17 protein-coding genes are annotated in these 25,211 nt (G+C 70.9%); 6 read left to right on the top strand and 11 right to left on the bottom strand.

All coding sequences use genetic code 11. From position 1 onward, the window contains the following. Positions 1-9: 9 nt before the first annotated feature. From ACIOWN_RS23130 to ACIOWN_RS23100, 7 genes are all read right to left on the bottom strand, one after another. The gene (locus tag ACIOWN_RS23130) at positions 10-1,089 is read right to left on the bottom strand and encodes an aldose epimerase family protein (protein ID WP_401983255.1); all 1,080 of its coding nucleotides are present in this window, start codon (positions 1,087-1,089) and stop codon (positions 10-12) included. A gap of 38 nt (positions 1,090-1,127) precedes the next feature. Next, positions 1,128-2,144 (bottom strand): LacI family DNA-binding transcriptional regulator, encoded by a 1,017-nt coding sequence (locus tag ACIOWN_RS23125; protein ID WP_401983254.1) that lies wholly within the window; start codon positions 2,142-2,144, stop codon positions 1,128-1,130. A 64-nt stretch (positions 2,145-2,208) separates the two neighbouring features. Then, positions 2,209-3,234 (bottom strand): ABC transporter permease, encoded by a 1,026-nt coding sequence (locus tag ACIOWN_RS23120; protein WP_362351042.1) that lies wholly within the window; start codon positions 3,232-3,234, stop codon positions 2,209-2,211. Then, positions 3,231-4,199 carry an ABC transporter permease gene (locus tag ACIOWN_RS23115; protein ID WP_362351045.1) on the bottom strand — a complete coding sequence of 323 codons (969 nt, stop codon included), beginning with the start codon at positions 4,197-4,199 and terminating at the stop codon, positions 3,231-3,233. Before ACIOWN_RS23115 ends, ACIOWN_RS23120 begins: the two co-directional genes overlap by 4 nt. After that, positions 4,196-5,842 (bottom strand): sugar ABC transporter ATP-binding protein, encoded by a 1,647-nt coding sequence (locus tag ACIOWN_RS23110; protein ID WP_401983253.1) that lies wholly within the window; start codon positions 5,840-5,842, stop codon positions 4,196-4,198. The genes ACIOWN_RS23115 and ACIOWN_RS23110 overlap by 4 nt, the downstream gene beginning before the upstream one ends. Positions 5,843-5,942: 100 nt before the next feature. Then, positions 5,943-7,025: an ABC transporter substrate-binding protein gene (locus ACIOWN_RS23105; RefSeq protein WP_362351051.1), complete on the bottom strand. Its 1,083-nt coding sequence runs from the start codon at positions 7,023-7,025 to the stop codon at positions 5,943-5,945. A gap of 164 nt (positions 7,026-7,189) precedes the next feature. Beyond that, positions 7,190-10,489: a LamG-like jellyroll fold domain-containing protein gene (locus ACIOWN_RS23100; protein ID WP_401983252.1), complete on the bottom strand. Its 3,300-nt coding sequence runs from the start codon at positions 10,487-10,489 to the stop codon at positions 7,190-7,192. A gap of 454 nt (positions 10,490-10,943) precedes the next feature. Between ACIOWN_RS23100 and ACIOWN_RS23095 the strand changes: the two genes are divergently transcribed. Beyond that, a complete protein-coding gene (locus tag ACIOWN_RS23095) occupies positions 10,944-13,406 on the top strand; it encodes a beta-L-arabinofuranosidase domain-containing protein (RefSeq protein WP_401983251.1) in 2,463 nt (820 codons plus the stop codon). 114 nt (positions 13,407-13,520) lie between these two features. Here the strand turns inward: ACIOWN_RS23095 and ACIOWN_RS23090 are convergent, their stop codons facing one another. Further along, positions 13,521-15,734: a discoidin domain-containing protein gene (locus ACIOWN_RS23090; protein ID WP_362351060.1), complete on the bottom strand. Its 2,214-nt coding sequence runs from the start codon at positions 15,732-15,734 to the stop codon at positions 13,521-13,523. Positions 15,735-16,134: 400 nt separating this feature from the next. On the opposite strand from ACIOWN_RS23090, the gene ACIOWN_RS23085 reads away from it, so the two are divergent. From ACIOWN_RS23085 to ACIOWN_RS23070, 4 genes are all read left to right on the top strand, one after another. After that, complete coding sequence (locus tag ACIOWN_RS23085; protein ID WP_401983250.1) at positions 16,135-17,229, top strand: DUF1996 domain-containing protein; 1,095 nt, start codon at positions 16,135-16,137, stop codon at positions 17,227-17,229. Positions 17,230-17,334: 105 nt separating this feature from the next. Then, positions 17,335-19,080: a discoidin domain-containing protein gene (locus ACIOWN_RS23080; protein ID WP_362351065.1), complete on the top strand. Its 1,746-nt coding sequence runs from the start codon at positions 17,335-17,337 to the stop codon at positions 19,078-19,080. Positions 19,081-19,215: 135 nt separating this feature from the next. After that, positions 19,216-19,821, top strand: a complete 606-nt coding sequence (locus tag ACIOWN_RS23075) for a class I SAM-dependent methyltransferase (RefSeq protein ID WP_362351067.1) — start codon at positions 19,216-19,218, stop codon at positions 19,819-19,821. A 77-nt stretch (positions 19,822-19,898) separates the two neighbouring features. Beyond that, a complete protein-coding gene (locus tag ACIOWN_RS23070; protein WP_362351069.1) occupies positions 19,899-21,065 on the top strand; it encodes a permease in 1,167 nt (388 codons plus the stop codon). A 37-nt stretch (positions 21,066-21,102) separates the two neighbouring features. Here ACIOWN_RS23070 and ACIOWN_RS23065 read toward each other — a convergent pair whose 3' ends face one another. Together ACIOWN_RS23065 and ACIOWN_RS23060 are read right to left on the bottom strand one after the other, a co-directional pair. Continuing rightward, positions 21,103-21,882 carry a D-Ala-D-Ala carboxypeptidase family metallohydrolase gene (locus tag ACIOWN_RS23065; RefSeq protein ID WP_362351071.1) on the bottom strand — a complete coding sequence of 260 codons (780 nt, stop codon included), beginning with the start codon at positions 21,880-21,882 and terminating at the stop codon, positions 21,103-21,105. Between the two features lie 54 nt (positions 21,883-21,936). Further along, positions 21,937-23,250 (bottom strand): GH25 family lysozyme, encoded by a 1,314-nt coding sequence (locus tag ACIOWN_RS23060; RefSeq protein ID WP_401983249.1) that lies wholly within the window; start codon positions 23,248-23,250, stop codon positions 21,937-21,939. 430 nt (positions 23,251-23,680) lie between these two features. Between ACIOWN_RS23060 and ACIOWN_RS23055 the strand changes: the two genes are divergently transcribed. Beyond that, entirely contained in the window at positions 23,681-24,757 is a 1,077-nt protein-coding gene (locus tag ACIOWN_RS23055; protein ID WP_401983248.1) for a ParB-like protein, read from the top strand. 19 nt (positions 24,758-24,776) lie between these two features. On the opposite strand, the gene ACIOWN_RS23050 is transcribed toward ACIOWN_RS23055, so the two are convergent. Further along, a complete protein-coding gene (locus ACIOWN_RS23050; protein ID WP_362351080.1) occupies positions 24,777-25,034 on the bottom strand; it encodes a hypothetical protein in 258 nt (85 codons plus the stop codon). Positions 25,035-25,211 lie beyond the last annotated feature (177 nt).

Genomic DNA, 25,211 nt, shown 5'->3' with positions numbered 1-25,211 from the left:
ACGGTCCGCTCAGCACGCCCGTTCCGGCGGGGCCAGGTGGTATTCGGTGCGGCTGGTCAGGACGGAGCCCGGGCGCAGTACCGTGCTCGGGTACTCCGGGTGGTTCGGGGAGTCGGGCAGGTGCTGGGTCTCCAGGCAGACGGCGGCGTACCGCTCGTGGCGGTTGCCCGCCGCGTCCTTGAGTGTCCCGTCGAGCTGGTTGCCGGTGTACACCTGGAGGCCCGGTTCGGTGGTCCACACCTCCAGGGTCCGCCCGCTCACCGGATCCTCCAGCCGGGCCGCACGCCGCAGCAGCTCCCCGTCCGACGGCGGGCGCAGCACCCAGCAGTGGTCGTAGCCGCCGGCCGCCCGCAGTTGCGGGTCGGGGTCGTGCAGGCGGGCGCCGATGGTGTGCGCGCGGGTGAAGTCGAAGGGGGTGCCCGCTGTTGCCGCGCTCGGCCCGTGCGGGATGCCCTCGTCGGTCAGCGGAAGGTACCGGTCCGCGTCCAGTCGGAGTAAGTGGTCGGCCACCGTGGGTGCGCCCGACAGGTTGAAGTAGGCGTGGTTGGTGAGGTTGACCACGGTCGGCCGGTCGGTGACGGCCCGGTAGTCGAGGGAGAGGGTGCCCTGCGCGTCGAGGACGTACGTGGCCGTGACGTCCAGCGTTCCGGGAAAGCCCATGTCTCCGTCGGGGCTGCGCAGGGTGAGGCGCACCCCGGCGAAGCCCGCGCCCACCACGGGCGTGGCGGCCCAGATCCGCCGGTCGTAGCCGTCGGGGCCGCCGTGCAGGGCGTGACCCCGGTCGTTCACCGGCACCTGGTGCGCCCGGCCGTCCAGGGCGAAGCGGCCGTCGGCGATGCGGTTGGCGTACCGCCCCACCAGGGCTCCGAGGTACGGGCTCGGGCCGGCGTAGTCCTCGATGCCGGTCAGCGACAGGACGACCGAGCGCGCGACTCCGTCACGGTCCGGCACCTCCAAGGCGTGCAGGATGCCGCCGTAGGTGAGTACCTCGGCGCGCACGCCTCGGCCTGAGTCCAGGCGCCAGCGCTCCACCGGAGTGCCGTCGGGCGTGGCGCCGAAGGGGGAGCAGCGCAGGGCGGGTCGTGGCATGAAGGTCCTCGGGGATGGGAGGAGGAGAGCGGGCCGGCTCAGCGCTGGCGGCCCAGGGTCGACTCGCGTACCACCAGGTCGTGGCCCGGACGCAGCCGGCGCGGCTCGGTGTCGGAGGAGCCGGTGAGCCGGGAGATGACGCAGCTGACGGCCTGGCGGGCGATGGCCTGCTTGTCGGGGGAGACGGTGGTCAGGGTGATCGCCCCGAAGCGGCCGTCCTCGATGTCGTCGAACCCCACGACCGCCACGTCCTGCGGGATGCGCAGGCCGCGTTCGCCGAGCACCCTCATGGCGCCGATCGCCTGGAGGTCGTTGTAGGCGAAGACCGCGTCGGGCCGCACGCCGCGGTCCAGCAGGAGGGCCATGGCCTGCGCACCGTCCGCCCGTCCGTAGCCGTCGGTGGGGGCCACCAGCGAGTCGTCGTGCGGCAGCCCGGCGGCGGCCAGTTCCTCACGCCACCCCTGGAGGCGCAGATGGGCGGGCTGGCGGGCGCTCTCCGCCCGCGCTCCGAGGAAGGCGATCCGCTGCCGTCCCATCCCGACCAGGTGCCGGACCGCGCTGCGGGCCGCGGCCACGTTGTCGATCGCGATGTGGTCGTAGGGGGCGTCGTACTCCCGCTCGCCGAGCAGCACGAGCGGCGAGGTGTCGGTGCGGCCGCGCAGGTCAGCGTTCTCCAGTTCGATCGGCGAGAGGATCAGACCGTCGATCACATGGGTCCGGAAGCCCTGGCAGACGAGCATCTCCTTCTCCCGCAGGCCGGCGGTGTGGTCGAGGAGCACGGTGTAGTGGTGGCGTGCGGCGGCGTCGATGACCGCGCTGGCCAGCTCGGCGAAGTACGGGTTGCCGAGTTCGGGGACGGCCAGCGCGATGATCCCGGTGCGGCCCTTGCGCAGGTGGCGCGCGGTGAGATTGGGGCGGTAGCCCAGCTCGTCGATCGCCTGCTGCACCCGGGCCCGCATGGCGGGGGTGACGTGCGGATAGTCGTTGACGACGTTCGAGACGGTCTTGATGGACACTCCCGCTCGCTGCGCGACGTCCTTGAGGCTGACGCCCAAGGCGTTCCCTCCTTGTCGGGCCGGGCGCAGGACAGCGACGGGTCCTGCGGCACGGCGTCTGTCATCAGGTGCGGCGTGCCCGCGCCAGGTACCGCTGGGCCACGACCACCACGATGAGGAAGCCGCCGCTGACCACGGACTGGTAGGACGAATTGAGCGAGCCTATCTGGTTGATCAGGTTTTGGATGACCGCGAGCAGCAGCACTCCCCACAGGGTGCCGCTCACCGAGCCGGCGCCGCCTGCCAGCAGGGTGCCGCCGATGACGACCGCGGCGATGGCGTCCAGCTCCATGCCCACGCCGATGATCGTGACCCCGGAGGACAGCCGGGCGGCGTTGAGCGCGCCGGCGAACCCGGCAAGGAGGCCGCTGAGCGTGTAGACCAGGACCCGGGTGCGGGCCACCGGAAGTCCCATCAGGGTCGCGGCGTCGGGGCTGCCGCCGACGGCGAACAGCGACTGGCCGAACGAGGTGCGCTGCAACACCACCCCGCCGGCGGTGAACAGCGCCAGCGCGACGAGCACCGGATACCCGAAGCCGCCCACCGTGCCCTGGCCGAGTTCGGCGAAGGCCGAGTCCCGAGGCACCAGATAGGTGGTGGCGCCCTCGTCGGTCAGGGCGAGGAGCAGGCCGCGGGCCCCGAGCAGGGTGGCCAGGGTGACGATGAAGGGGGCCATGCCGGCCCGTGCGATCAGCAGCCCGTTCAGGGTGCCGATCGCCCCGCAGACGGCCAGCGGCAGCAGCAGCGCGGCCCAGATGCCGTACTGCGAGGCCCAGGCGGCCAGTACGCCGCCGAGCGCGAACACCGATCCGACCGAGAGGTCGATGCCGCCGGTGATGATCACGAGGGTCATGCCCAGGGCGACGACGGCGATGAACGACGCCTGTACGGCGATGTTCTGGGCGTTGTCGAGCGTGCCGAAGGACGGGAAGACGAACGAGGAGACCAGGACGACCGCGACCAGGACGGCGAGGGCGCCGTGCCGTTGCAGGAGTTCGGTGATCCGCTCCTGGCCGGTGGCCGGGGAGGGGGCCGCCGCCGTCGGACGGAGGGCGGCCGGCGACTGCCGGGGGCTGGTGAGTGACTTCATCGGGACCGACGCTCCCGTGCGACGTAGACGGCGACGAGGATGATGGCGGCCTGGGCGATCTGCGCGGTGGAGTCCGGCAGGTCGTGCTTGACCAGGGTGGCCCGCAGGAGCTGCATCAGCAGCGCCCCGGTGACGGTTCCGAGCACCCGCACCGAGCCGCCGGTCAGCGGTGTGCCGCCGACGACCACCGCGGTGATCGCGGACAGTTCCATGAGGTTGCCGAGCGCGGAGGGGTCGCTGGCGGTCAGCCGGGCGGTGGCCAGTACGCCGGCGAGTGCCGCCAGGACGCCGCACAGGACGTAGACGCCGATCAGGACCCGCTTGACCGGCAGCCCGGAGAGTCCGGCGGCGGCCCGGTTGCCGCCCACCGCGACCAGTTGCCGGCCGAAGGTGGTGCGGTGCACGACCCCGGCCACCGCCAGTGCCAGGACGCCCGCGGTCAGTACCACCACGGGGATGCCCAACACCTCCCCGCTGCCCAGTGCCAGCAGGTCCGGGTTGGCGATCTGCTTGAGCTGCCCGTCGGCCATCACCAGGGCCAGGCCCCGGCCGCCGACGAACAGGGCCAGGGTGGCCACGATGGGCTGCAGGCCCACCACGGCGACCAGGGTGCCGTTGACCGCGCCCACGAAGACCCCGGCCAGCAGTGCCACGAGCAGCGCCGGGACCAGCCCGTAGCCGAGGTAGAGCGGCAGCAGCGCGGCGGCCAGTGCCATCGCGGACCCCACGGACAGGTCCACGCCCTCGGTGCCGATGACGAGCGCCATGCCGAGCGCCACGATGACGACGGGGGAGACCTGCACGAGCTGGGTCCGCAGGTTGGCCACGGTCAGGAAGTGCTCGGTGAACGCGGCGTTGAAGGCGAGCAGCACCAGCACCGCCGTGTAGACGCCGTACTTCTGGAACCAGGCCGGTGCGGCGAGCCGGACCGTGCTCCGTCCCAGTGCCGGCGACAGCTGGGTCATTCCTGCTCCTCGTCCATGTGCGATGACGTGTGCGGCGTTTCGGCGGCGGGCTCGGGTTCGGGCCCGGGCTCGGGTTCGGGGGTGTGCGCGGCCAGCGCGTCCAGCAGCTCGGCCTCGCCGACCAGGTCGCCGGCCAGCTCACCGGCCACCGCGCCGCCGCGCAGCACCACCAGCCGGTCCGCGCCCTCCACCAGCTCCTCGACGTCGGAGGAGATCAGCAGCACCGCGAGCCCCTCCTGCGCCAGTTCGTCGATGAGGGTCTGCACCTCGGCCTTGGCGCCGACGTCGATCCCTCGGGTGGGCTCGTCCAGCAGCAGCACCTTGGGCTCCAGGCACAGCCAGCGCGCCAGCAGCACCTTCTGCTGGTTGCCGCCGGAGAGCTCCTCGACCTTCTGCTCGGGCCCCGACGCCTTGATCCGCAGCCGCTTCATGAAGATCTCCACGATGCGGTCCTGCTGCTTGCGGGAGACGACACCGGCCCGGGACAGGCGGGGCATGGCGGCCAGGACGATGTTCTCCCGCACCGACAGACCGGGCACGATGCCCTCGGCCTTGCGGTCCTCGGAGAGCAGGCTGACGCCGGCCCGGATCGCCGCGGCGGGGGACAGGCGGCGCAGCGGCCTGCCCGCCACCGAGACCGTGCCGGAGTCCAGTGGCAGCGCGCCGACCAGGGCCTTGGCGGTCTCGGTGCGCCCGGAACCCAGCAGGCCGCCCAGGCCCAGAACCTCCCCCGGACGCAGTTCCAGTGACACCTCTTCCAGCAGGTGGCGGCGGCTCAGCTTCTCGGCGGTGAGCACCGGTTCGCGGGCGGCGTCGTGCTCGCCGCCGAAGCCGGTGACGCCGTGCCGGCGGACCTCGGCGACCTCCCGGCCGAGCATCATCGAGACCAACCGCATCCGGTCCGTGTCCGCGAGCGGGCCGGTGTGCACCAGCCGTCCGTCGCGGAGCACGGTGACCCGGTCGCAGATGCGGTACAGCTCGTCCATCCGGTGGCTGACGTAGAGGATGGCGATGTCGCGGCTGTGCAGTTCCTCGATGACCCGGAAGAGCGTCTCCACCTCGCGCGGCTCCAGTGCGGAGGTCGGCTCGTCCATCACCACCACCTGGGCCCGCACCGAGACCGCGCGGGCCAGCGCCACCATCTGCTGGGTGCCCACGCCCAGGCTGTTGAGAGGGCGGCGCACGTCGGCCGTGACCCCGAAGCCGGCCAGCAGTTCGGCCGCCTCCCGGTGCATCCGGGGGAAGTCGATCAGGCGCAGGCGGTTCTTGGGCTCGCGGCCCAGGAAGATGTTCCGCGCCACGCTCATCATCGGGACGAGGTTGACCTCCTGGTAGATGGTGGACACGCCGGCCCGCTGGGCCTCGTGCGGCCGGGCGAACGAGACCGGCCGCCCGCCCAGGCGCAGCTCCCCGGAGTCGGGGCGGTGCACACCGGTGAGGACCTTGATCAGGGTGGACTTGCCGGCGCCGTTCTCGCCGACCAGGGCGTGGATCTCACCGCGGCGCAGGGTCAGGGAGACGTCGTCGAGCGCCACCACGCCGGCGAAGCGCTTGCCGACGCCGACGGCCTCCAGCACCGTCGGGGGCGCGGCGCCGTCCGCGTCCGGGTGCGGTGCGGCGACTGCCGCTTCGGGGGGTGCCATGGGCTCAGGCCTTCCGTGGGTCGGTGAGCGGGGAGCGGGCCGCCCGGTCCAGGGCCTGTGACGGCAGTTCCTGGGGCGGCCCGGGCGGCCCGAGGGCGTCTCAGTAGGCTCCGGACAGGGAGTCCTTGGCGTTCGACGCGTCGTAGGCGCGGTCGGAGATGATCACGTTCTCCGGGATGGACTCGCCGCCGAAGAACTTCTGCGCGGTGGCGAAGGCCAGCGGGCCGAACCGCGGGTTGGACTCGATGACCCCGTTGTACTGGCCGTCGGCGAGTGCCTGCACCGCGTTGCGGGTGCCGTCGATAGAGATGATCTTGACGTCCTTGCCGGGCTTCTTGCCGGCTCCCTTGAGCGCGGTGACGGCGCCCAGGCCCATCTCGTCGTTCTCCGCGTACACGGCGGTGATGTCCGGCTTGGACTGGATGAGCTGCTCCATCACCTGCTGGCCCTTGTCGCGGGCGAACTCGCCGGTCTGCTGGGCCACGATCTCCAGGCCGGGGGCCTTGGCCTTGAGCTGGTCGACGAAGCCCTTGGTGCGGTCGGTGGTGACGTTGTTCCCGGACGCGCCCAGCAGGATCGCGACCTTCCCCTTGCCGCCGGTCACCTGGATCATCGCGTCCGCCGCACGCTTGCCCTGCTCGACGAAGTCCGAGCCGAGGAAGGCCACGTAATCCTTGCAGGCGGTGGCGTTGAGCTTGCGGTCGACGGTGATCACGGGCACGTGCTTGGCGGCGGCGGCCTGCAGCGCCGGTTCCAGGCCGTCGGAGTTCAGCGGCGCCACGATGAGCAGCTGCGCGCCCTGGGCCAGCATGTCCTTGATGTCGCTGATCTGCTTGGAGAGCTGGGACTGGGCGTTGGTGGTGAGCAGCTTCCTGACGCCCAGCTTGGCGGCCTCGTCCTTGATGGACTGGGTCTCGGCGATCCGGAAGGGGTTGGCCTCCTTCTCGGACTGCGAGAAGCCGACGACCGCGTCCTTCAGGTCGATCTTGGTGGCGCCGTAGGCATCCAAGGTGCAGCCAGAGCCCGAGGAGCCGGCGGACGGCGACTGCACCACCTGGGCGCCCTGACTGGTGTCGGATGAGGCCGCGCCGGTGCCCTCCTCCTTGGAGCAGCCGGCGGAGAGGGCCGCCGCGGCGGCGAGGCACACGGCGGCCACGAGACGGGATCTGCGAGGGCTGGTCATGGTCGTTGCACTCCTTGCGTGGTGGGGCGACTGCTCTGGCACGGCGCGGACGACGAGGTCGTCCGGTCGCCGCCGGGGCCGCGGGTGGAATGGGGCGCGTCATCGGTGAGGGAGCGGGCCGGGGCGGGAGGCCCCCGGGGTGGACCGGGAGCCTCCCGCCGCCGTCACCGCCTGGCGGGCGCGGTGGGTTCGCCGGCCGCCAGCGAGGCCACCTCGGCGCCGCTCAGGGCGCGGTCGTAGGCGTGGACGTCGGCGATGGCGCCGGCCCAGTGGTCGACCGGGCCGCCGTTGTACTTGCCACGGCCGATCACCAGGTTTCCGGTGGGCACCTCGCCGTTGCAGGCGCGGGTGGAACCGGCCTGGGTGCCGTCCACGTAGATCCGCAGCGCGCCGTCCTGGTGGCTGTAGCTGCCGGCCAGGTGGTACCACTTCCCGGCCTCGGGCTCGCCGATGCTGTTCGCCAGCGCCCGGGCGCCGGAGAAACTGAACGCGAACCGCTTGTCGGCCTGGGAGTACTGCAGGTAGAAGACGCTGCTCCGGTCGCCGTCGACGGACACCGCGGTGCTGAAGTGCCCCTTGTCGTCGAGGCGGACCCAGGCGGCCACCGAGTAGTCGCCCTTCTCGGTGTCCAGGACGGGCGCGCCGGCGTCGACGTGACCGGTGCTGCCGTTCAGCAGCACCGCGCCGCCGTTCGGGCCGGTGGTCCAGGCCGCCCCGCCCTTGAGGGTGCCGTCGTGGCGCCCCGCGACGTCCGTGGCGGTCGTGCCGGACTGCTGGTGCAGCGGCCACCAGGACACCCCGGCCAGTCCGGGGGTGCCCTTCGGGACGTTCGCCCCGCCCGCGGCGGAACCGGCCGCGATCACCTGCTGGTTGATCTCCCGCACCGGTCCGGGCTGGACCTTGACCACCTTGCGGTCGTAGGTGAGCAGGCCGTTGAGCTCGCCCTCCACGTCCGTGACCTGGGTGTAGACCGAGCCGGAGAGGCCGCAGGAGGCACGCTGGACCAGTTTCCTGGTGTTCTCCACGTACGCCTTGGTCAGCTCCTCGGTGCTGGTGGCGGCGTCACCGTAGTCCTGACCGCCGGCGGTCCCGAGGATGTGGCCGGGAACGACGTACGAGTAGCCGCCGTGCTCCCCGTCCACGGAGGCCCGGCCGGCGTCGGGGGCGGGGTTCGCCGGGCCGTGGTAGTCGTGGAAGTCGATGATGTCACCGCGACCCGAATCGCCCTTCGAGGCACAGCAGTTGACGCCGGAGTGGGCGTCCACCAGACGGGACGGGTCCTGCTTCTTGACCGCGTCCGCGAGCTCACCGGTGGCGGCCTTGCTCCATTCGCCCCAGCCCTCGTTCATCATCGTCCACATGACGATCGACGGGCTGCTGATGTGCTGGTCGACGATCGTGTGCACCTGGTCGATGAACGTCTGGGTCTCCGGCGTGCCGGCCGCGGCCGTCATCCGGCTCGGCATGTCCTGCCACACCATCAGACCGAGCCGGTCGGCCCAGTAGTACCAGCGGGCGGGCTCCACCTTGATGTGCTTGCGCACCGCGTTGAAGCCGAGGTTCTTGTGCTCCACCAGGTCGTACTTCAGGGCCTCGTCGGTCGGCGCGGTGTACAGGCCGTCCGGCCAGAACCCCTGGTCCAGGGTGGCCATCACGAAGGTGGGCCTGCCGTTGAGCACGATCTTGTTGACGCCGCCGACCGGGGCGACCTCGATCGAGCGCATGCCGAAGTAGGAGCCGACCTCGTCCTTTCCGGCCCGTCCGCCGTCCAGGGTCACCTTGAGGTTGTACAGGTACGGGTCGTCCGGGCTCCACAGGTGCGGCTTGGCGACCGGGAGGCGCAGCGGGGTACCGGCCCGGCCGGTGACCGAGGCCACGGCCTTGTTGCCGGCGTAGGCGGTGGCGGTGACCTTCGCCGTCGGCGAGGTCCCGGCGGTGGGACGCACGGTGACGGAGAGCGACTTGTCCGCCAGGTCCGGGGTGAGCACCAGTGAGTCGACGCTCGTCTCGGGGACCGGCTCCATCCAGACGGTCTGCCAGATGCCGGAGGTCGGTGTGTACCAGATGCCGCTCGGGTCGGCGGACTGCTTGCCGAGCGCGTACCTGTCGTCCGTGGTGTCCTTGACCTTCACCAGCAGGGTCTGCGCCCCGCGTCCGGCGAGCGCGTCGGTGACGTCGGCGCCGAACTCCTCGTATCCGCCGGTGTGGTGGGCGACCTGCCTGCCGTTGACGTAGACCCAGGCCTCGTGGTCCACCGCGCCGAAGTTCAGGCGCAGCCGGTTGCCGGAGCCCACCTTCCAGCCGTTCGGCACGGTGAAGGTGCGCTGGTACAGCGACCAGTCGTGGTGCTTGGCGACGCCGGACAGGCCCGACTCCATCGGGTACGGCACCAGGATCTTCCCGGAGAGCTTCCCGGTGGGCAGCGCGGCGCCCTGCTCGGTCGCCTGGAACTGCCAGGTGCCGTTGAGGTTCTGCCAGTTCCTGCGGGTCAACTGCGGCCGCGGGTACTCGGGCAGGGCGTTCCTGGCGGAGACGTCCTTGGCCCACTTGGTGGCGAAGTACCAGGTGGAGTCGTTCCGCGCCACCACGGAGAACGGCCCCGGTCCGCCACCGGCGGTCGTGATGCCGCCCTTTCCGTCATAGCTGATCCGCACATCGGCGTTGAGCGAGACGGGGGTGTCGTCCTTGCCTGCGGTGATGACGAGCCTGGAGGCGTTCTTGGGGTCCTTGGCCACCGTGCCGGACCACAGGGTGCCTCCGGAGACCAGCGCGAGGTGCTTGGCCGCGTCGGCCGGAACGGCCTTGACGGCGGAGGGCAGTTCGATCGTCGCGGTCCTGCCGGTCGAGGCGACGGTGCCCTTGGCGTCGGCGGGGGAGAACCCGGCCGGCAGGTGCAGCGCCGAGTCGGGGAGCGGCCGGCGGGAGAAGCCCGGACCCGACCACTCGGTGTGCAGGTAGGCGCCGCCGTTGCCCTGGTTGTAGTCGACGGCCAGGTCGTGCAGACCGGCCTTCAGCGTGATCGCCTCGGACGTGGTCTGGACGTCCCAGTCGGTGGTCCAGTGGTCGATGACACTGGCCCCGTCGAGGGACATCCGGAAGCCGTTGTCGCCCTTGATGTAGAAGGTGTAGGCGCCGTCCGCGGGCACCTGGAGCCGGCCCGTCCAGCGCACCGCGACGTTGTCCGTGGTGCCGGCGTAGGCGCGCAGCGTGGGCAGCAGGTCGTCGACGTAGAGGGAGTTGTCGATCCGGGTGCCGGTGTACGACGCGAAGTCCAGCGCCGAGATGCTGGACATCCGGTAGTAGTCGCCTCGCAGACCGAGGTCGTCGGCCTCGGCGGAGGGAGCGGACGCCGCGGCCGGTGCGGCACTGACCTGGGCCGGCACCAGCAACGCGGCGCCCAGCAACAGCGGCAGCAACGCAGCGAGTCGGCCGAGGAAGGGTACTCGGAGTCTGCCTGGGCTCATGCTCACCCTTTCCGTAACGGAAATTCTCCACGCCTGAACCTGCGCCGAAGGGGACCCCCCGCGCCGGGCGGCACAGGGGGAAGCGCGTCGGAGGCGTTCTTGTATAACGTTGGAAAAGTCGGCGCGGGAGCATGAAAGCAGGGCCCTCACAACCCTGTCCAGACCCCGGGCCCAACGGATGCGGGCCGACCTCGTGCGGGTGGGAAGACCGCCAAGTCAGCGGTGATCGCAGGCCGTTCAAGGTCTGGACACGACTGCTCGCGCGTGCTGTCATTCCTGTCGGCGGAAATCTCTGCAACGTTATAAGGCGCGCTGACGTCATGTCCGTGCGGCGCCTCGGGCGTTCCGCGCGCGCCGGTCGTCCCCCGTCCCTCCGCCAACGTCGCCGGCCGGCGCTCCCGGACGTCGTCCCACCGCCCTGTCCCACCTTCGACAGTTCAGGAAGGACGTCCGCATGGAACGTCGTACGTTCCTCAACCGCTCACTGGCCGTCGTCGGTGGCGCCGCGCTGGCGGGAACGGCGGCTCTGCCCGCGCAGGCCGGCGCGCCCCGGCCGCCGGTGCACCTCGTCGGCCCCGCCCGTGCCCTCAGCCGGTACCCGGCCAACCGGGCCCCGTTACGGCAGGAGCCCTTCCTGCGCCTTCCCCCGGGCAGCATCACCCCCAAGGGCTGGCTGCGCGAACAGCTCGACCTCCAGCTGGGCGGCCTGGGCGGGCGCATGCCGGAGATCTCCGAGTACCTGTCCCCGGCCACCAGCGGCTGGGCCGTGCCCGAGCGGGACGGCTGGGAGGAACTGCCGTACTGGCTGCGCGGCTTCGGCGACCTCGCCTACGTCACCGGCGACGCCGGGACGCTGGAGCTGACCCGCGCCTGGATGGACCGCATTCTGGCCACCCGGCAGCCGGACGGCTTCTTCGGCCCCGCCGCCCTGCGCACGGCGCTGAACGGCGGCCCGGACTTCTGGCCGTACATGCCGGTGCTTGACGCGCTGCGCACCTGGCACGAGTACAGCGGCGACGACCGGGTCGTCCCCGCCCTGCAGGGCTGGCTGAAGTACCTCCACACCCAGCCGGGCACGCTGTTCGGGCAGGGCTGGGGCTCCGCACGCTGCGGCGACACCATCGACACGGCCTACTGGCTGTACAACCGCACCGGCGACTCCTGGCTCCTCGACCTGGTGCACACCCTGCACGCCCACAGCGCCGACTACACCACCTCGATACCGACCTGGCACAACGTCAACCTGGCCCAGGGCTTCCGCGAACCGGCCCAGTACGGCGTCCTGGCGGGCGGTTCGGCCTTCCGCGACGCCACCTACCGCGTCTACGACACCGTGATGCGCCGGTACGGGCAGTTCCCCGGCGGCGGCTTCGCCGGGGACGAGAACGCCCGCGACGGCTACCACGACCCCCGCCAGGGCTTCGAGACCTGCGGCATCGTCGAGTTCATGCACAGCCACCAGATGCTCACCCGCATCACCGGCGACGCGGTGTGGGCCGACCGCTGCGAGGAACTGGCCCTGAACATGCTGCCGGCCGCCCTCGACCCGCTGCAGAAGGCCATCCACTACGCGACCTCAGCCAACGGCGTCCAGCTCGACAACGTCCCCAAGACACACGGCCAGTTCGACAACCGCTTCGCCATGCAGGCGTACCTGCGCGGCATCCACCAGTACCGCTGCTGCCCGCACAACTACGGCATGGGCTGGCCCTACTACGCCGAGGAACTCTGGCTGGCCAGCGCCGACGGCGGCCTGTGCGCCTCGCTGTACGCGGAGTCCTCGGTGCGCGCCGACGTCGCCGACGGCACCACGGTCACCATCGCCGAGCGCACCGACTACCCGTTCGACGAGACCGTCACCTTCACCCTGTCTACTCCCCGGACGGTGCGCTTCCCGCTGTACCTGCGCGTACCGGGCTGGTGCCGGGCCCCCTCGGTGCGGGTGAACGGCCGGCCCGCGCAGGCCCGCGGCAGCGGCGGTTACCTGGTCCTCGACCGCTCCTGGCAGCACCGCGACACCGTGGAGCTGTACCTGCCCATGCGCACCAACGTGCGGACCTGGGGCGCGAACCGCGACTCGGTCTCCGTCGACCACGGTCCGCTCACCTACTCCCTGCAGATCGAGGAGGACTGGTCGCGGTTGGCCGGTACCGAGGACTGGCCCGAGTACGAGGTGCGCCCGGCCTCGCCGTGGAACTACGCCCTGGTACTGGACGAGAAGGACCCCGCCCGCTCCCTCACCCTGGAGCGCACCCGCGCCCGCGCCGCCAACCCGTTCACCCACACCGGCACCCCCGTCCGCATGAAGGCCAGGGCACGCCGCGTACCCACCTGGCAGGCCGACGACGAGAACGTGGCGGCGCCGCTCCAGCAGGGCCCGGCGCGCACCACCGAGCCGGTCGAGCACATCACGCTGATCCCGTCCGCCGCCGCACGGCTGCGCATCACCGCCTTTCCCACGGCGGGATCGGGCCGGCGGGCCCATGAGTGGGTCGCGTGCACCGCGTCCTTCAGCGGCGTGGACAGCCCACAGGCCCTGATCATCAACGCCACGGCCGCGCCCCGGGACTCCTACGACCAATCCATTCCCCGCTTCACCTGGTGGGACCGGACCGGTACGGAGGAGTGGGTGCGGTACGAGTACGCCGAGCCGGTCCGCGCGAGCGGGGTGTCGGTGTACTGGTACGACGACACGGGCCACGGCGCCTGCCGGGTACCGCGGTCCTGGCGGCTGGAGTACCGGACTCCCGCGGGTGCCTGGCAGCCGGTGAGCGGGGCATCCGCGTACGGCACGGCCACCGGCACGTTCAACGACGTCTCCTTCGACCCGGTGACCGCCACCGCCCTGCGCGTGCGTGTGCAGCTGCGACCCGGCGTCTCCGGCGGCGTACTGGCCTGGCGGGTCCGGCTGTTGTGAGGCCCCGGCCCGGCGGTGACGGCGGCTACAGCATTTCCGCTCACGCGTGCGGCGAGCCACCCGTGGGTGACTCGCCGCACGCCGGCGCCGGTCCGGGCCGATCATCCGTCCCGGTCAGGGGAACTGGACCACCTTGGACGGCACCGTGCTCGTACCCGAGGTGGGCGCGCCCGTGTTGTTGACGACGTGGGCGTACTGGCCCTGGCCGCCGAGGGAGATCACCAGGATGTCGTGCAGCTTGACGCCGGACTTGACCGGCACCTGGAACCCGTGGGCCTGGACGATCGAAGGGTCGGCAGTGAAGTTGCAGTAGCTGCCCAGACCCCAGGCCTCGTGCGTGTTGACCGAGTCGGCGACCTTGTAGGCCGCGTAGCCGACGATGCCGTCGTGGGTGATGGCGGCGGCGTTCGGGACGTCGTAGGCCTTCTCGTTCTGGAAGAAGATCGTCCGGCCGCGTTCTCCGTTCCAGTACACGTCGTACTTGTTGTAGTGCTCGACGAACAGGCCGGTCGCGAGGACGTCGTTGCCGTTGACCCACAGGCCGTAGTCGGCCCGGTTGGTGTTCCAGCCGACGCCGCTGCCGTGGTCCGCGCGCCAGAGCCAGGTGTGGTCGATGACGACGTTGTTGCTGTTGACCACGATCGAGTTGGTCGCGAGACCGGGGCCCGCGCCGCCGATCCGGACGAACACGTCCTGCACCGTGGTCGGGTTGGCGGAGTGGTCCGCGGAGGAGCCGGGCTGGCCGACCCGCAGGAGCGTGTCCGAGTTGGCGGCGCCCGCGTCGATCAGGAATCCGGCGAGCCGGACGCCGTCGACGTCGGCCACGTGCATCGCGTCGACGCCGTTGTCGGGCACGAGGGTGGCGAGACCCAGTCCCAATACCACGGTGTTCGCGCGGGTCACGTCGATGGTCCGGTCGAGGTGGTAGACACCGGGCGTGAACAGCAGGTTGAGGCCCTGGGACAGCGCCTGGTTGATGGTGGCTGCGGTCGCACCCGGCTTGACCACGTAGAACTGGTCGAGCGGGAGCGAGGTGCCCGCGTTGGCCGGCCAGGACACACCGCGGGCGTTCGTCCGCTTGGCGGGTACGAAGACCTTGTAGGTGTTGCCGTCCAGGTACAGGAACGGCTTCTCGCGCGAGATCGGCGTGGTGTCGAGCGTGGTGTACGAGCCGGTGGCGAAGTCGGTCGCCGGCGCGCCCTGCACCCCGGTGAACGTCATGTTCCACACGCCGTTGGTCCAGCCGCCCACCGAGCTGTCGCGGGTGTACCACTGCTGCTGCGAGTACGGGCCGACGGTGCCGTCGATCTTCGAGTCGGCGATGTACCCGCCGGATGCCCAGCCGTATCCGTTCGGGGCGAGGTTGAGGCCGCCCTGGACGTGGATGCGGCGGAACGGCGCCGCCTGCGCGACGGCCCACCGGTCGTCACCGTGCGACGGCCTGATGGCGAGGTTCTCCGCCGAACGCCAGAAGTTCTGGGTGGCGTTGCCGTTGAACCAGCCCGCGTCGACGGTGATGTCACCGTTGATCTGGGTGTCGTCGGGGTTGAGGCCGAGGCCGGAGATCGAGGTGTAGAAGCCGATCTGGGCGTTGATCCCGTTGTAGGTGCCCGGCTTGAGCAGGAACTGGTAGCGGCCGTTGCCGAACTGGTTGGACTCCTGCTGGGCGAAGACCTGGTCGAACCTCTGCTGGAGGTTGGGGGTGGAGGGGTCGACGACGATGACGTTCGGCCCCAGGTCGCCGCCGCCCTGGACGGGCGGGGTGCCGCCGCCGGACGACTCGGTGTGGACGGCGACCTCCCAGAGCGAGTAGCCGTAGCCGGTCGAGCGGACCGTTCCGTGGATGCGCAGGTAACGGCCCGAACCGCTGACGTCGTAGGAGGCGCTGCCACCGGTCGCGCCGGTGACGCTCTTCAGCGTGGTCCAGCTCTGGCCGTTGGCCGAGGCCTGGATCTGGAACTCCTTGGCGTAGGCGGTCTCCCAGGTCAGGTCCACCTTGCACAGGTTCTGGACCGATCCGAGGTCGACCTGCACCCACTGCGGGTCCGAGAAGGCGCTGGACCAGCGGGTGCCCGGGTCGCCGTCGAAGGCGGCGGAGGCCGGGGTGCCCGCGTTCTCGGTGGAGGAGGCTGTCGCGGGCTTGCCCAGGGCGGCGTTGCCGGTGCCGCAGGCGGCCGCGAGGCCGGCGCTCCGGTCGGCCGACGGCGCGGCGGCCTTGCCCTGGGGCAGCGGGGTGCCGGCCGCGGCGGCGGCCGGAAGGTCGGTGGCGGGAAGGGCGACGAGCGCTGCCACTGCGGCGAGCGCGACACCCAGGGATCTGAGTCTCATACGGGTCCCTGCGGATGCGATGTGGGGTGAGTGTTCGCGAGGAGGGCGGGGCTGTGTCACGGCGTGCGAAAGCTCAACTACACGCCTGCATTGCTTAGTTCACATCTTGATTTAACTAATGAGGCAGAGGGGTCGGCAAGTCCCCGGACGCGGGAATCTTTTCAAGCGTTGACGGGACGGGTGCCCGCCGCAGGTGGGGTGGTGTTCAGGAAATGAGGACGGGCGGGGCGGCGCTGATCCTTCTGCGGCATGCCTTGACACCCGCGCGTCAAGCACTCAACACTCCCAGGGCAGGAGAGCGCTTGCCCGCCGCTGACGACGTTCGTGACATCTCGTCAGGCCGTGCCTGCTCGCCCTTCTTCACCCCCCACTTCTCACCCCCTGCCTTCAGGAGGTCTCCATGCCACGGAGATCGAAAGCCCTGTCAGGAATGCTGATCGCCGGAGCCCTGCTGATGACGTCGCTCGGTGTGGCCGGCGTCGCCACCAGTGCCGGGCCGCCCGCCCCCGGCAGCGAGGCGGCGACGTCGTTCGCGGCCGGCCACTCCGGGCACGCCATGGCCGCGTCGACCGCCTTCTCGGCCGAGGACGCGAACGGCGACGGCTACATCCCGGCGGTCCCGCCGGTCACCGGCGTCACCCCGTCCACCGCGAACCCGCCGCACCGCTACTTCCACGAGTTCCAGGCCAACTGCTCCGTCACCCGGACCAGGCCCGACGACCCCATCGTCTATCCGCAGCAGCCGGGCAAGTCGCACGACCACACCTTCATGGGCAACACCACGACCGACGCGTACAGCACCGCCGCGTCACTGGACGCGGGCGGCACCGCCTGCAAGGCGCCCGGCGATCGGTCGGGCTACTGGGTGCCGACCGTCTACAACGGCGACAAGGCGGTACTGCCGGTCGGCCCGCAGACGATCTACTACAAGGCGGGAGTCACCGACTACACCAGCGTGCGGCCCTTCCCCAAGGGGCTGCGCTTCGTGGTGGGCAACCCGTTGCAGAGCGCTCAGGAGTTCCGCAACAGCCCCGGTTTCGTCGAGGGCTGGGAATGCGGCGACAGCTACTTCAACGTCGACTTCCCGGCGAGCTGTCCCAACAGGCCCGACGTACAGCTCAACATCCGCTTCCAGGCGCCCAGTTGCTGGGACGGCAAGTACCTCGACACCCCTGACCACCGCAGCCACATGGCCTACCCGGTGGTCAAGCCCGGCACCAACGACAACATGTGCCCGGCCGACCACCCGGTCGCGCTGCCGATGATCGAGTTCAAGATGGCGTTCCCGGTCAACGGCGACATGTCCCGCGTGAGGCTGTCGAGCGGGGCCGCCTGGTCCTACCACTACGACTTCTTCAACGCCTGGGACGCGCCCACGCAGGCGGCCATGGTCGGCCACTGCATCGTCGGCGGCCTCCAGTGCGACGCACGCGGCTACGACGAGACGCACCCCGAGGCGGGAGCCGCGCTGAACGGGGACTACCGGCTTCCCTGAACCGCACCCTGAAGGCGCCACCCCGAAGCAGGGTGGCCCGGCCGGACCCCCACACGGCCGGGCCACCCGACCTCCCCCCACCACCCGCGCATCGGAGACCCCCCCATGTCACGAAGTCGCGTCCGCCGTCTGACCGCACCGCTCACCGCGGGCCTCCTCACCCTCGGCGCCCTCACCGCCCTGCCCGCCACGCAGGCCCACGCGGCCGGCAGCGTCGTCAAGGTGACCGGAGCCAAGGGCAACTGGCAGCTCACCGTGGACGGGAAGCCGTACCAGATCAAGGGCCTGACCTGGGGCCCGTCCGCCGCCTCCGCCGACACCTATCTGCCGGACCTGAGGTCCATGGGCGTCAACACCATCCGCACCTGGGGCACGGACGCGAGCAGCAAGCCGCTGTTCGACTCCGCGGCCGCGCACGGCATCAAGGTCGTCGCAGGATTCTGGCTCCAGCCCGGCGGAGGTCCGGGCAGCGGCGGCTGCGTCGACTACGTCACCGACACCACGTACAAGAACAACATGCTCAACGAGTTCACGAACTGGGTGCGGACCTACAAGGACAACGCGGGCGTGCTCATGTGGGACGTGGGCAACGAGTCGGTCCTCGGCCTGCAGAACTGCTACGGCGGCGACCAGCTGGAACGGCAGCGGGACGCCTATACGAGCTTCGTCAACGAGGTCGCCCGCAGAATCCACGGCATCGACCCGAACCACCCGGTCACCTCCACCGACGCGTGGGTCGGCGCCTGGCCCTACTTCAAGCGCAACGCACCCGACCTCGACCTGTACGCCGTCAACTCCTACAACGGTGTCTGCGACATCAGGTCCGCCTGGCAGCAGGGCGGTTACGACAAGCCGTACATCGTGACCGAGTCCGGCCCGGCCGGCGAGTGGGAGGTGCCGAACGACGCCAACGGAGTCCCGGCGGAGCCCAACGACCAGGCCAAGGCCGCGGGCTACACCAAGGCGTGGAACTGCGTCACCGGCCACAGCGGCGTCGCGCTCGGCGCCACCCTCTTCCACTACGGCACGGAGTACGACTTCGGCGGCATCTGGTTCAACCTGCTGCCCGCCGGACAGAAACGGCTCTCCTACTACGCCGTGAAGAAGGCCTACGGCGGCGACACCTCCCGCGACAACACCCCGCCCGTGCTGTCCGACATCGGCGTGCAGGGCGACCCGGCCGCGGTGCAGGCAGGACGGGACGTGACACTCGACGTCCAGGCCACCGACCCCGACGGCGACGCGATCACGTACGAGGTCCTGGACAACAGCATGTACCTCGACGGCAGCGGCCAGCTGAACTCCCTCCGCTTCAGCAGCGCGGGCTCGGGCCGGCTGAAGTTCACGGCACCCGACCGCCCCGGCGTCTGGAAGATCTACGTCAAGGCGACGGACGGCCACGGGAACGTCGGCGTCCAGTCGCGCTCGATCAGGGTGGTCCCACCGGTGATCGACGGCACGAACGTCGCCCTGCGCAGGACGGCCACCGCCTCCTCGTTCCAGCCGTCCGGCGGGGACTGCCCCTGCACGGCCGCCAACGCCGTCGACGGCCGCGCGGACACCCGCTGGGCCAGCGACTGGAGCGACCCCCAGTGGATTCAGGTCGACCTGGGCGCCCCCACCACCTTCCGGCACATCCAACTCGTCTGGGAAACCGCCTACGCCAAGGCGTACGCCATCCAGACGTCCAACGACGGCCAGAACTGGCAGACCCTGCGCCAGATCACCGACGGCAACGGCGGCGTCGACGACCTCGACCTCACCGGCACCGGCCGCTACGTACGCATCAACTGCACACAACGCGGCACCGGTTGGGGCTACTCACTGTACGAGCTGGGCGTATACACCTGACCACGGGCAACGACCACGGCACCACCCGGCGGCATCACACGGCGGCGCCTCACCGCGCCGCCGTTCCGCCGGCCGCCGGGCGATCCGACCCCCACCAGGACTTCCGCGAGGCGCGGGCGACCTATAGTGGGCCGCATGAGCCGTTGGAGGGACTTGACCGGGGGGACGTCCGGTGGCGACTACGCCGCGCGGTTCGCGGACCTGGCCCGCAGTGGCAAGGACGTCCACGGTGAGGCGCGGTTCTGCACCGCTCTTGTGCCTGCCGGGGCGCGGGTGCTGGATGCCGGGTGCGGTACCGGGCGGGTCATGATCCGGCTCGCGGAGCTCGGGTACGACTGCGTCGGGGTGGACCTCGACGCGTCGATGCTGGCGGTGGCCCGGAAGCAGGCGCCCGAGCTGCCCTGGTTCCAGGCCGACCTCGCCGCGTTCGAGCCGGACCGGCTCGGCATCGCGGCGGACTTCGACCTCGTGGTCGCCGCGGGCAACATCCTCCCGTTGCTCGCGGCCGGCACCGAGGCCGCGGTGATCCAGCGCCTGGCCGTCGTCCTGCGTCCGGGCGGCCTGCTGGTCGCCGGTTTCGGCCTGGACGAGGCCCACCTGCCCGTGCCGCCCGGCATCACGCTCGCCGAGTACGACGACTGCTGCGCCGCGGCCGGCCTCACCCTCGTCGACCGTTTCGCCACCTGGGACGCCGACCCCTACGAGGGCGGCGGCTACGCCGTCAGCGTCCACCGCCGGTGACGAACGCTCCATAGCCCGGCCCCGACGGCGGGCGTGTCCCCCGGCCGACCGCCACGCCGTGCGGGGAAGCTGCACAGATGCACGCCGTACTGCACGCACTGTCGATCACCGGGTCCATGACCTGGGAGATCACCTGGGCCCTGATCCTGGGCTTCGCCCTCTCAGCGGTCGTCCAGGCCGTGGTCCGCAAGTCCACCGTCGTCGCACTGCTCGGCGACGACCGGCCCCGCACCCTCGCCGTCGCCGCCGGGCTGGGCGTGGCGTCCTCGTCCTGCTCCTACGCCGCCGTGGCCCTGGCCCGCTCCCTGTTCCGCAAGGGCGCCGACTTCACCGCGGCGATGGCCTTCGAGATCGCCTCCACCAACCTCGTCGTCGAGCTCGGCGTCATCCTCGCGCTGCTGATGGGCTGGCAGTTCACCGCGGCCGAGTTCGCCGGCGGCGCCGTCATGATCGTGCTGCTGGCCGTCCTCTTCCGGCTGTTCCTGCGCGAGAGGCTGCTCGGCCAGGCCCGTGAACAGGCGGAACGGGGCCTTGCCGGGTCCATGGAGGGGCACGCGGCGATGGACATGTCCGTGCGGCGCGAGGGGTCCTTCACCCGGCGCCTGGTCTCCCGCGAGGGCCTCACCGCCGTCAGCCACGTCTTCGTCATGGAGTGGGCGGCGATCCTGCGCGACCTGGTCGTCGGCCTGCTCATCGCCGGCGCCGTCGCCGCCTGGGTCCCGGACTCCTTCTGGCGCGCCTTCTTCTTCCACGGCCACCCGCTCGCCGCCGAACTGTGGGGCCCCGCCATCGGCCCACTGGTGGCGATCGCCTCGTTCGTGTGCTCGATCGGCAACGTGCCGCTGGCGGTGGTGCTGTGGAAGGGAGGCATCAGCTTCGGCGGCGTGGTGGCGTTCATCTTCGCCGACCTGCTGATCCTGCCGATCCTCAGTATCTACCGGAAGTACTACGGCGCCCGGATGGCGGTCTTCCTGCTGGGCACCTTCTACCTCGCGATGGCCGTCGCCGGCTATGTCGTGGAATTCGTCTTCGGCGGACTCGGCCTGATCCCCGACCAGGCCGGCGCGAGGCTCCCCATGGAAGGCGTCAGCTGGAACTACACCACCTGGCTCAACATCGCCTTCCTCCTCCTCGCCGCGCTGCTTCTGCTCCGGTTCCGGCGGACCGGCGGGCCGGACATGCTGCGCATGATGGGCGGCTCACCGGACACCGGCCACGACCGGACGGGCCCGCCCGTGCCATGACGGCGCGGGCGGGCCCGGTGCGGTGGGCGCGGGCGGGTCACGCCACGCCGCTCTCCCACCACCAGGAGCCGGAGCCGTACGAGGGGTACTGGACGCGGCTGTCACAGTGCTGCCACGAGTTCGTGTACGCCTCCAGGCCGGAGAAGCCGCAGGTCTCGGCGATCCGGTAGGTCTGCAGGGTGCTGTGCCCGGAGACCACGATGTCGGCGGCGACGCCGTACAGGTGCATGCTGTTGGACGCGCCGCCCGAGGCCGCGTTGTGCGCGATGCTGCGGAAGCCCGAGTTGATGGTGATCGCGCTGTTGCCGGCCTTCTTGCGCACCGCCTCCAGCTTGTACATCAGCCGGCGTACGTTCTCCTTGACGGTCGCGGCGGCGACCTTGCCGTTGTTGAAGCCGGCGCCGTCCTTGGAGTAGAACTCGCTGAAGTTGAAGTGCGCGGTCGAACCGTCGCTCGTCTCCAGGCTGTTGAGGACGCTCTGGGTCTGCGGGCCGACGACGCCGTCCGCGCTCAGGCCGTAGGCGGACTGGAAGCGCTGGACGGCGGCGGCCGTGCCCGGGCCGAAGGAGCCGTCCCAGGCGACGTACGTCTGGGAGGCGCTGTTCGCGGCCCAGCCGCCGACGCGGATCTGGAGCTCCACCACGTCGGAGCCGGAGGCGCCCTGCTGGAGGGTGCGGCTCCAGCCGTAGGCCGAGGCCGTGCCCGCCGTGGCGACGCCGGTGACCGCGGCCACGCCGAGCGCGGCCGTCACGCCCGCCGCGCTCCGGAACAGGGTGCGGCGGTCGATGCTTCGCTGCGGGTGTCGTGCCGGGTTCATGGAGGTCTCCTCCTTGGGTGACTACGGGTGACTGGTGGTGACGACGCCCGAAGGTCAGGCGACCAGGGCCTGCCAGGTGTTGGAGCCGACGATGCCGTCCACGGCGAGGCCGTGCGAGGACTGGAAGGAACGCACCGCGGAGTCGGTCCCGGGGCCGAACGCGCCGTCGACCGTCAACGAGGCACCATGAGCCTTGAGCTGGCTCTGCACCGCCTGGACCGCGGCTCCCGACGAACCCTGCTGCACGGTGACGATGAGGGCCTGCCAGGTGGCGGGTCCGACGACGCCGTCCACGGCGAGGCCGTGCGAGGACTGGAACGAGCGCACCGCGGAGTCGGTCCCGGCCCCGAACGCGCCGTCCACCGTCAGCGCGGAACCGTGCGCGTTGAGCAGGTACTGGACGGACTTGACCCGCTCACCCGAGGCGCCCTGCTTCACCGTGGGCCAACCGGCCGTCGGCGGAGGGTTGTAGCCGCCTCCCTTGGCGAAGGCCTGGAGGTCGGCGAGGGTGCCGTTGAAGGTGTCCTGGTCGCCGGGGAATGTTCCGGAGTCGGCGTACTGCCAGATCGTCTGGGCCGACCAGCCGGCGGGCAGCGTACCGGGGCTGGAGGAGTAACGGGCGATCCACAGCGGGTTGGTGGCCCCGAAGCTGCTGTTGTTGCCCGTGCAGGTGGTCCACCAGTCGGTGGTGGTGTAGATCGTCGGGTAGCGCCCGACCTTGGCACGCACCTGGTTGCTGAAGTCGCGGATCCAGGTGACCATCGCGCTCTGGCTCAGCCCGTAGCAGGTGGCCCCGTAGGGGTTGTACTCGATGTCCAGCGCGGGCGGCAGCGTCTTGCCGTCGGCGGACCAGCCGCCGCCGTGGCTCACGAACCAGTCCGCCTGCACGGCACCGCTGGAGTTGCCGGGCAGCGCGAAGTGGTAGGCGCCGCGGATCAGTCCGACGTTCGACGAGCCGGTGTACTGCTGGGAGAAGTAGGGGCTCGTGTACGTGGTGCCTTCGGTGGCCTTGACGTAGGCGAAGGCCGCGCCCTTGTTCTTGACGGACGTCCAGTCGACGTTGCCCTGGTGACCGCTGACGTCGAGTCCGGCCGGACCCGTGCTGACGGCGAGCGGGGCGGCGGCCGCCAGGGACCCCGCGCCCAGGCGCTGGAGTCCGGATCCGGCGTGGTCCTGGTCCGGGTGCGTCATCCGTACCGGGGTCCCGGACGAGGTCCCGGCGGTGCCGGCGGCCGTCGCCGAGGCGGTGCCCGGCAGGACCAGCAGGGTCAGGGCGGCGGCCAGGAGTGCGGCCGCACGGGCGAACGTCCGGCGGGGGCCGGTGGGGGTGATGCCGGGTCTGAACCGCGAGGGGGTGGCTGAAGGCATGGTGCTCCCAGAGGTGTGGAGGGACACTGCGATGCGCTCGGGCCGGGGTGGCCGTGGTTTCGGCCGACGACGGTCGGGGTGGGGCGTCGGAGCTGTGGGCGGCGGTGGGCGGGCGCCGGTCGCGGTGGGGGGTCAGTAGGACCGGGCACGCTCCGTCAACTCCTCGGCGTGCGGGTTGGGTTGACGCGCGTAAACGTAAGGGATGTGTTGACATGCTCGCAACATCTTCGTGGTGGGGAAAATTTGAACCAGGTACGGCGGATCTTGAGTGGCGTGCGTGGAAACCGGCCAGGAAGTGCGGTGCGGAAGCCGGTTGGCGGTGAATTGTTCACCTGTGGCTCGACCGGACGTCACCGGGACGATCCGGTGCATTGGGCGATCGGCCACACGCTGGCCGTCGACATTCCCCATACCGCAAGGAGCAGGTGTGATGCGCTTCGGATCTCCGTCCCGCCGGGCCTCGGCCCTCGGAGTGGCCCTCGCCGTCTCCGGGGCCGGCGTCGCCGCACTGGCGCCTGCCGCCGCGGCCGCACCCGGCGCTCCGGGCACCCGTCCGTCGTTCTGCGGCCACGACAACCGGAGCACGCCGTTCTCGCGGTACCTCTGTGCCCGGCCCGGTGACCTGCTCGACGTCCGCATCGGCGACGTGCACCCGACCCAGCCGTCGCTCGGCTTCGACGAGGTGTACTACAAGCTGGGCCGCTACACCCTCGGCAAGGACGCGGTCAACAAGAAGTTCGACGACTGGTGCGAGGCCGACGGCCGGTCGGCCTCGGCAAACGTCCCCTCCCGAGCTCGACTTGACGACCCGTCGTCGTTCACGTGCGAACTCCCCGTAGGGGCGGAGACGGCGGACAGCGTCGCCGCCATGAAGACCGTCGTCATCGGACCCGGCGGCGAACCGTTCCTCACCGACGGGCACCACACGCTCACCTCCTTCTACGAGACCCCCGACGGCGGGCCCGACCTGCACGTCCGGCTGCGGGTGCAGGCCAACCTGAGCAACCTGCCCCGCCAGGCCTTCTGGGACGAGATGAAGGCGCACAAGTGGGTGTACCTGCGCGACCCCGAGGGCAAGCAGGTCGCGGTGAACAAGCTGCCCACCGGCGTGGGCCTGGCCAACTTCACCGACGACAGGTACCGCAGCCTGCTCTACTTCGGCCGCGACATCGGCTACGCGCAGAACGGACTGCCGTTCCAGGAGTTCTACTGGGGCAGCTGGGTCCGCGACGCCAAGCCGATCGACCTGGCCGGCTGGAACCCGAACGACCTCGACAACTACCTCGCCACCGTCAGGTCCCTGACCGGGGCGATGGCGGCGCTGCCCAAGGGCACGGTCGTCGACAGCGGCTTCACCGCCGCCGAACTCGGCGCGCTGGACCGGTGGAACGACGGCAGCGCGGCCACCAAGGGCGAGTTCAACAAGCTGAGCAAGCCGTACTCCGACGCCAAGCCCGGCAAGCTCGCCTACACGCTGGAGTACAAGCGGCTGCACGGCCTGGGCTGACACGCCCCACCGCCGGCCTTCAGGTGGTGCGGCACAGGGCGTGGTCGACGAGGTCGCGCAGTGCGTCTTCCTGACGGGCGGCGGTCCGCGGGTCCGCGGAGCGGCTGTGCGCGGAGACGGTGACAGTGCGTCGACCGTCCACGGTCGTCGCTGCTCGGATGACATATCCGAAGCCGCTTCCTCCGCGCCCGAGGTAGCCGCCGCCGCAGGACAGGGGTGTGAAGAACAGGCCCAGGCCGTCCCGGGTGCCTTCCGGGTGGTCGCTGTCCTGCGGCACCGGCACGGTGTTCCGCTGGGTGCCGGCCGGATGGCGTCACGCCAGGCACCCAGCACGACCACTGGCGTCCCCATCTGTTTCCCACACCGCCGCGCGACTGACGTACGCGTGTCTCGACACGCCAACGAGGGCCCCGACCATAGTGGTTGGGGCCCTCGTCAGGTGTCGCGGCTCGGC

The organism is Streptomyces sp. NPDC087787, assembly GCF_044743035.1.
In the GTDB taxonomy this organism is placed as follows: Bacteria; Actinomycetota; Actinomycetes; order Streptomycetales; family Streptomycetaceae; genus Streptomyces.
Note: the sequence above shows the minus strand (reverse complement) of the source record. Positions and strands in the feature narration are given on the sequence as shown.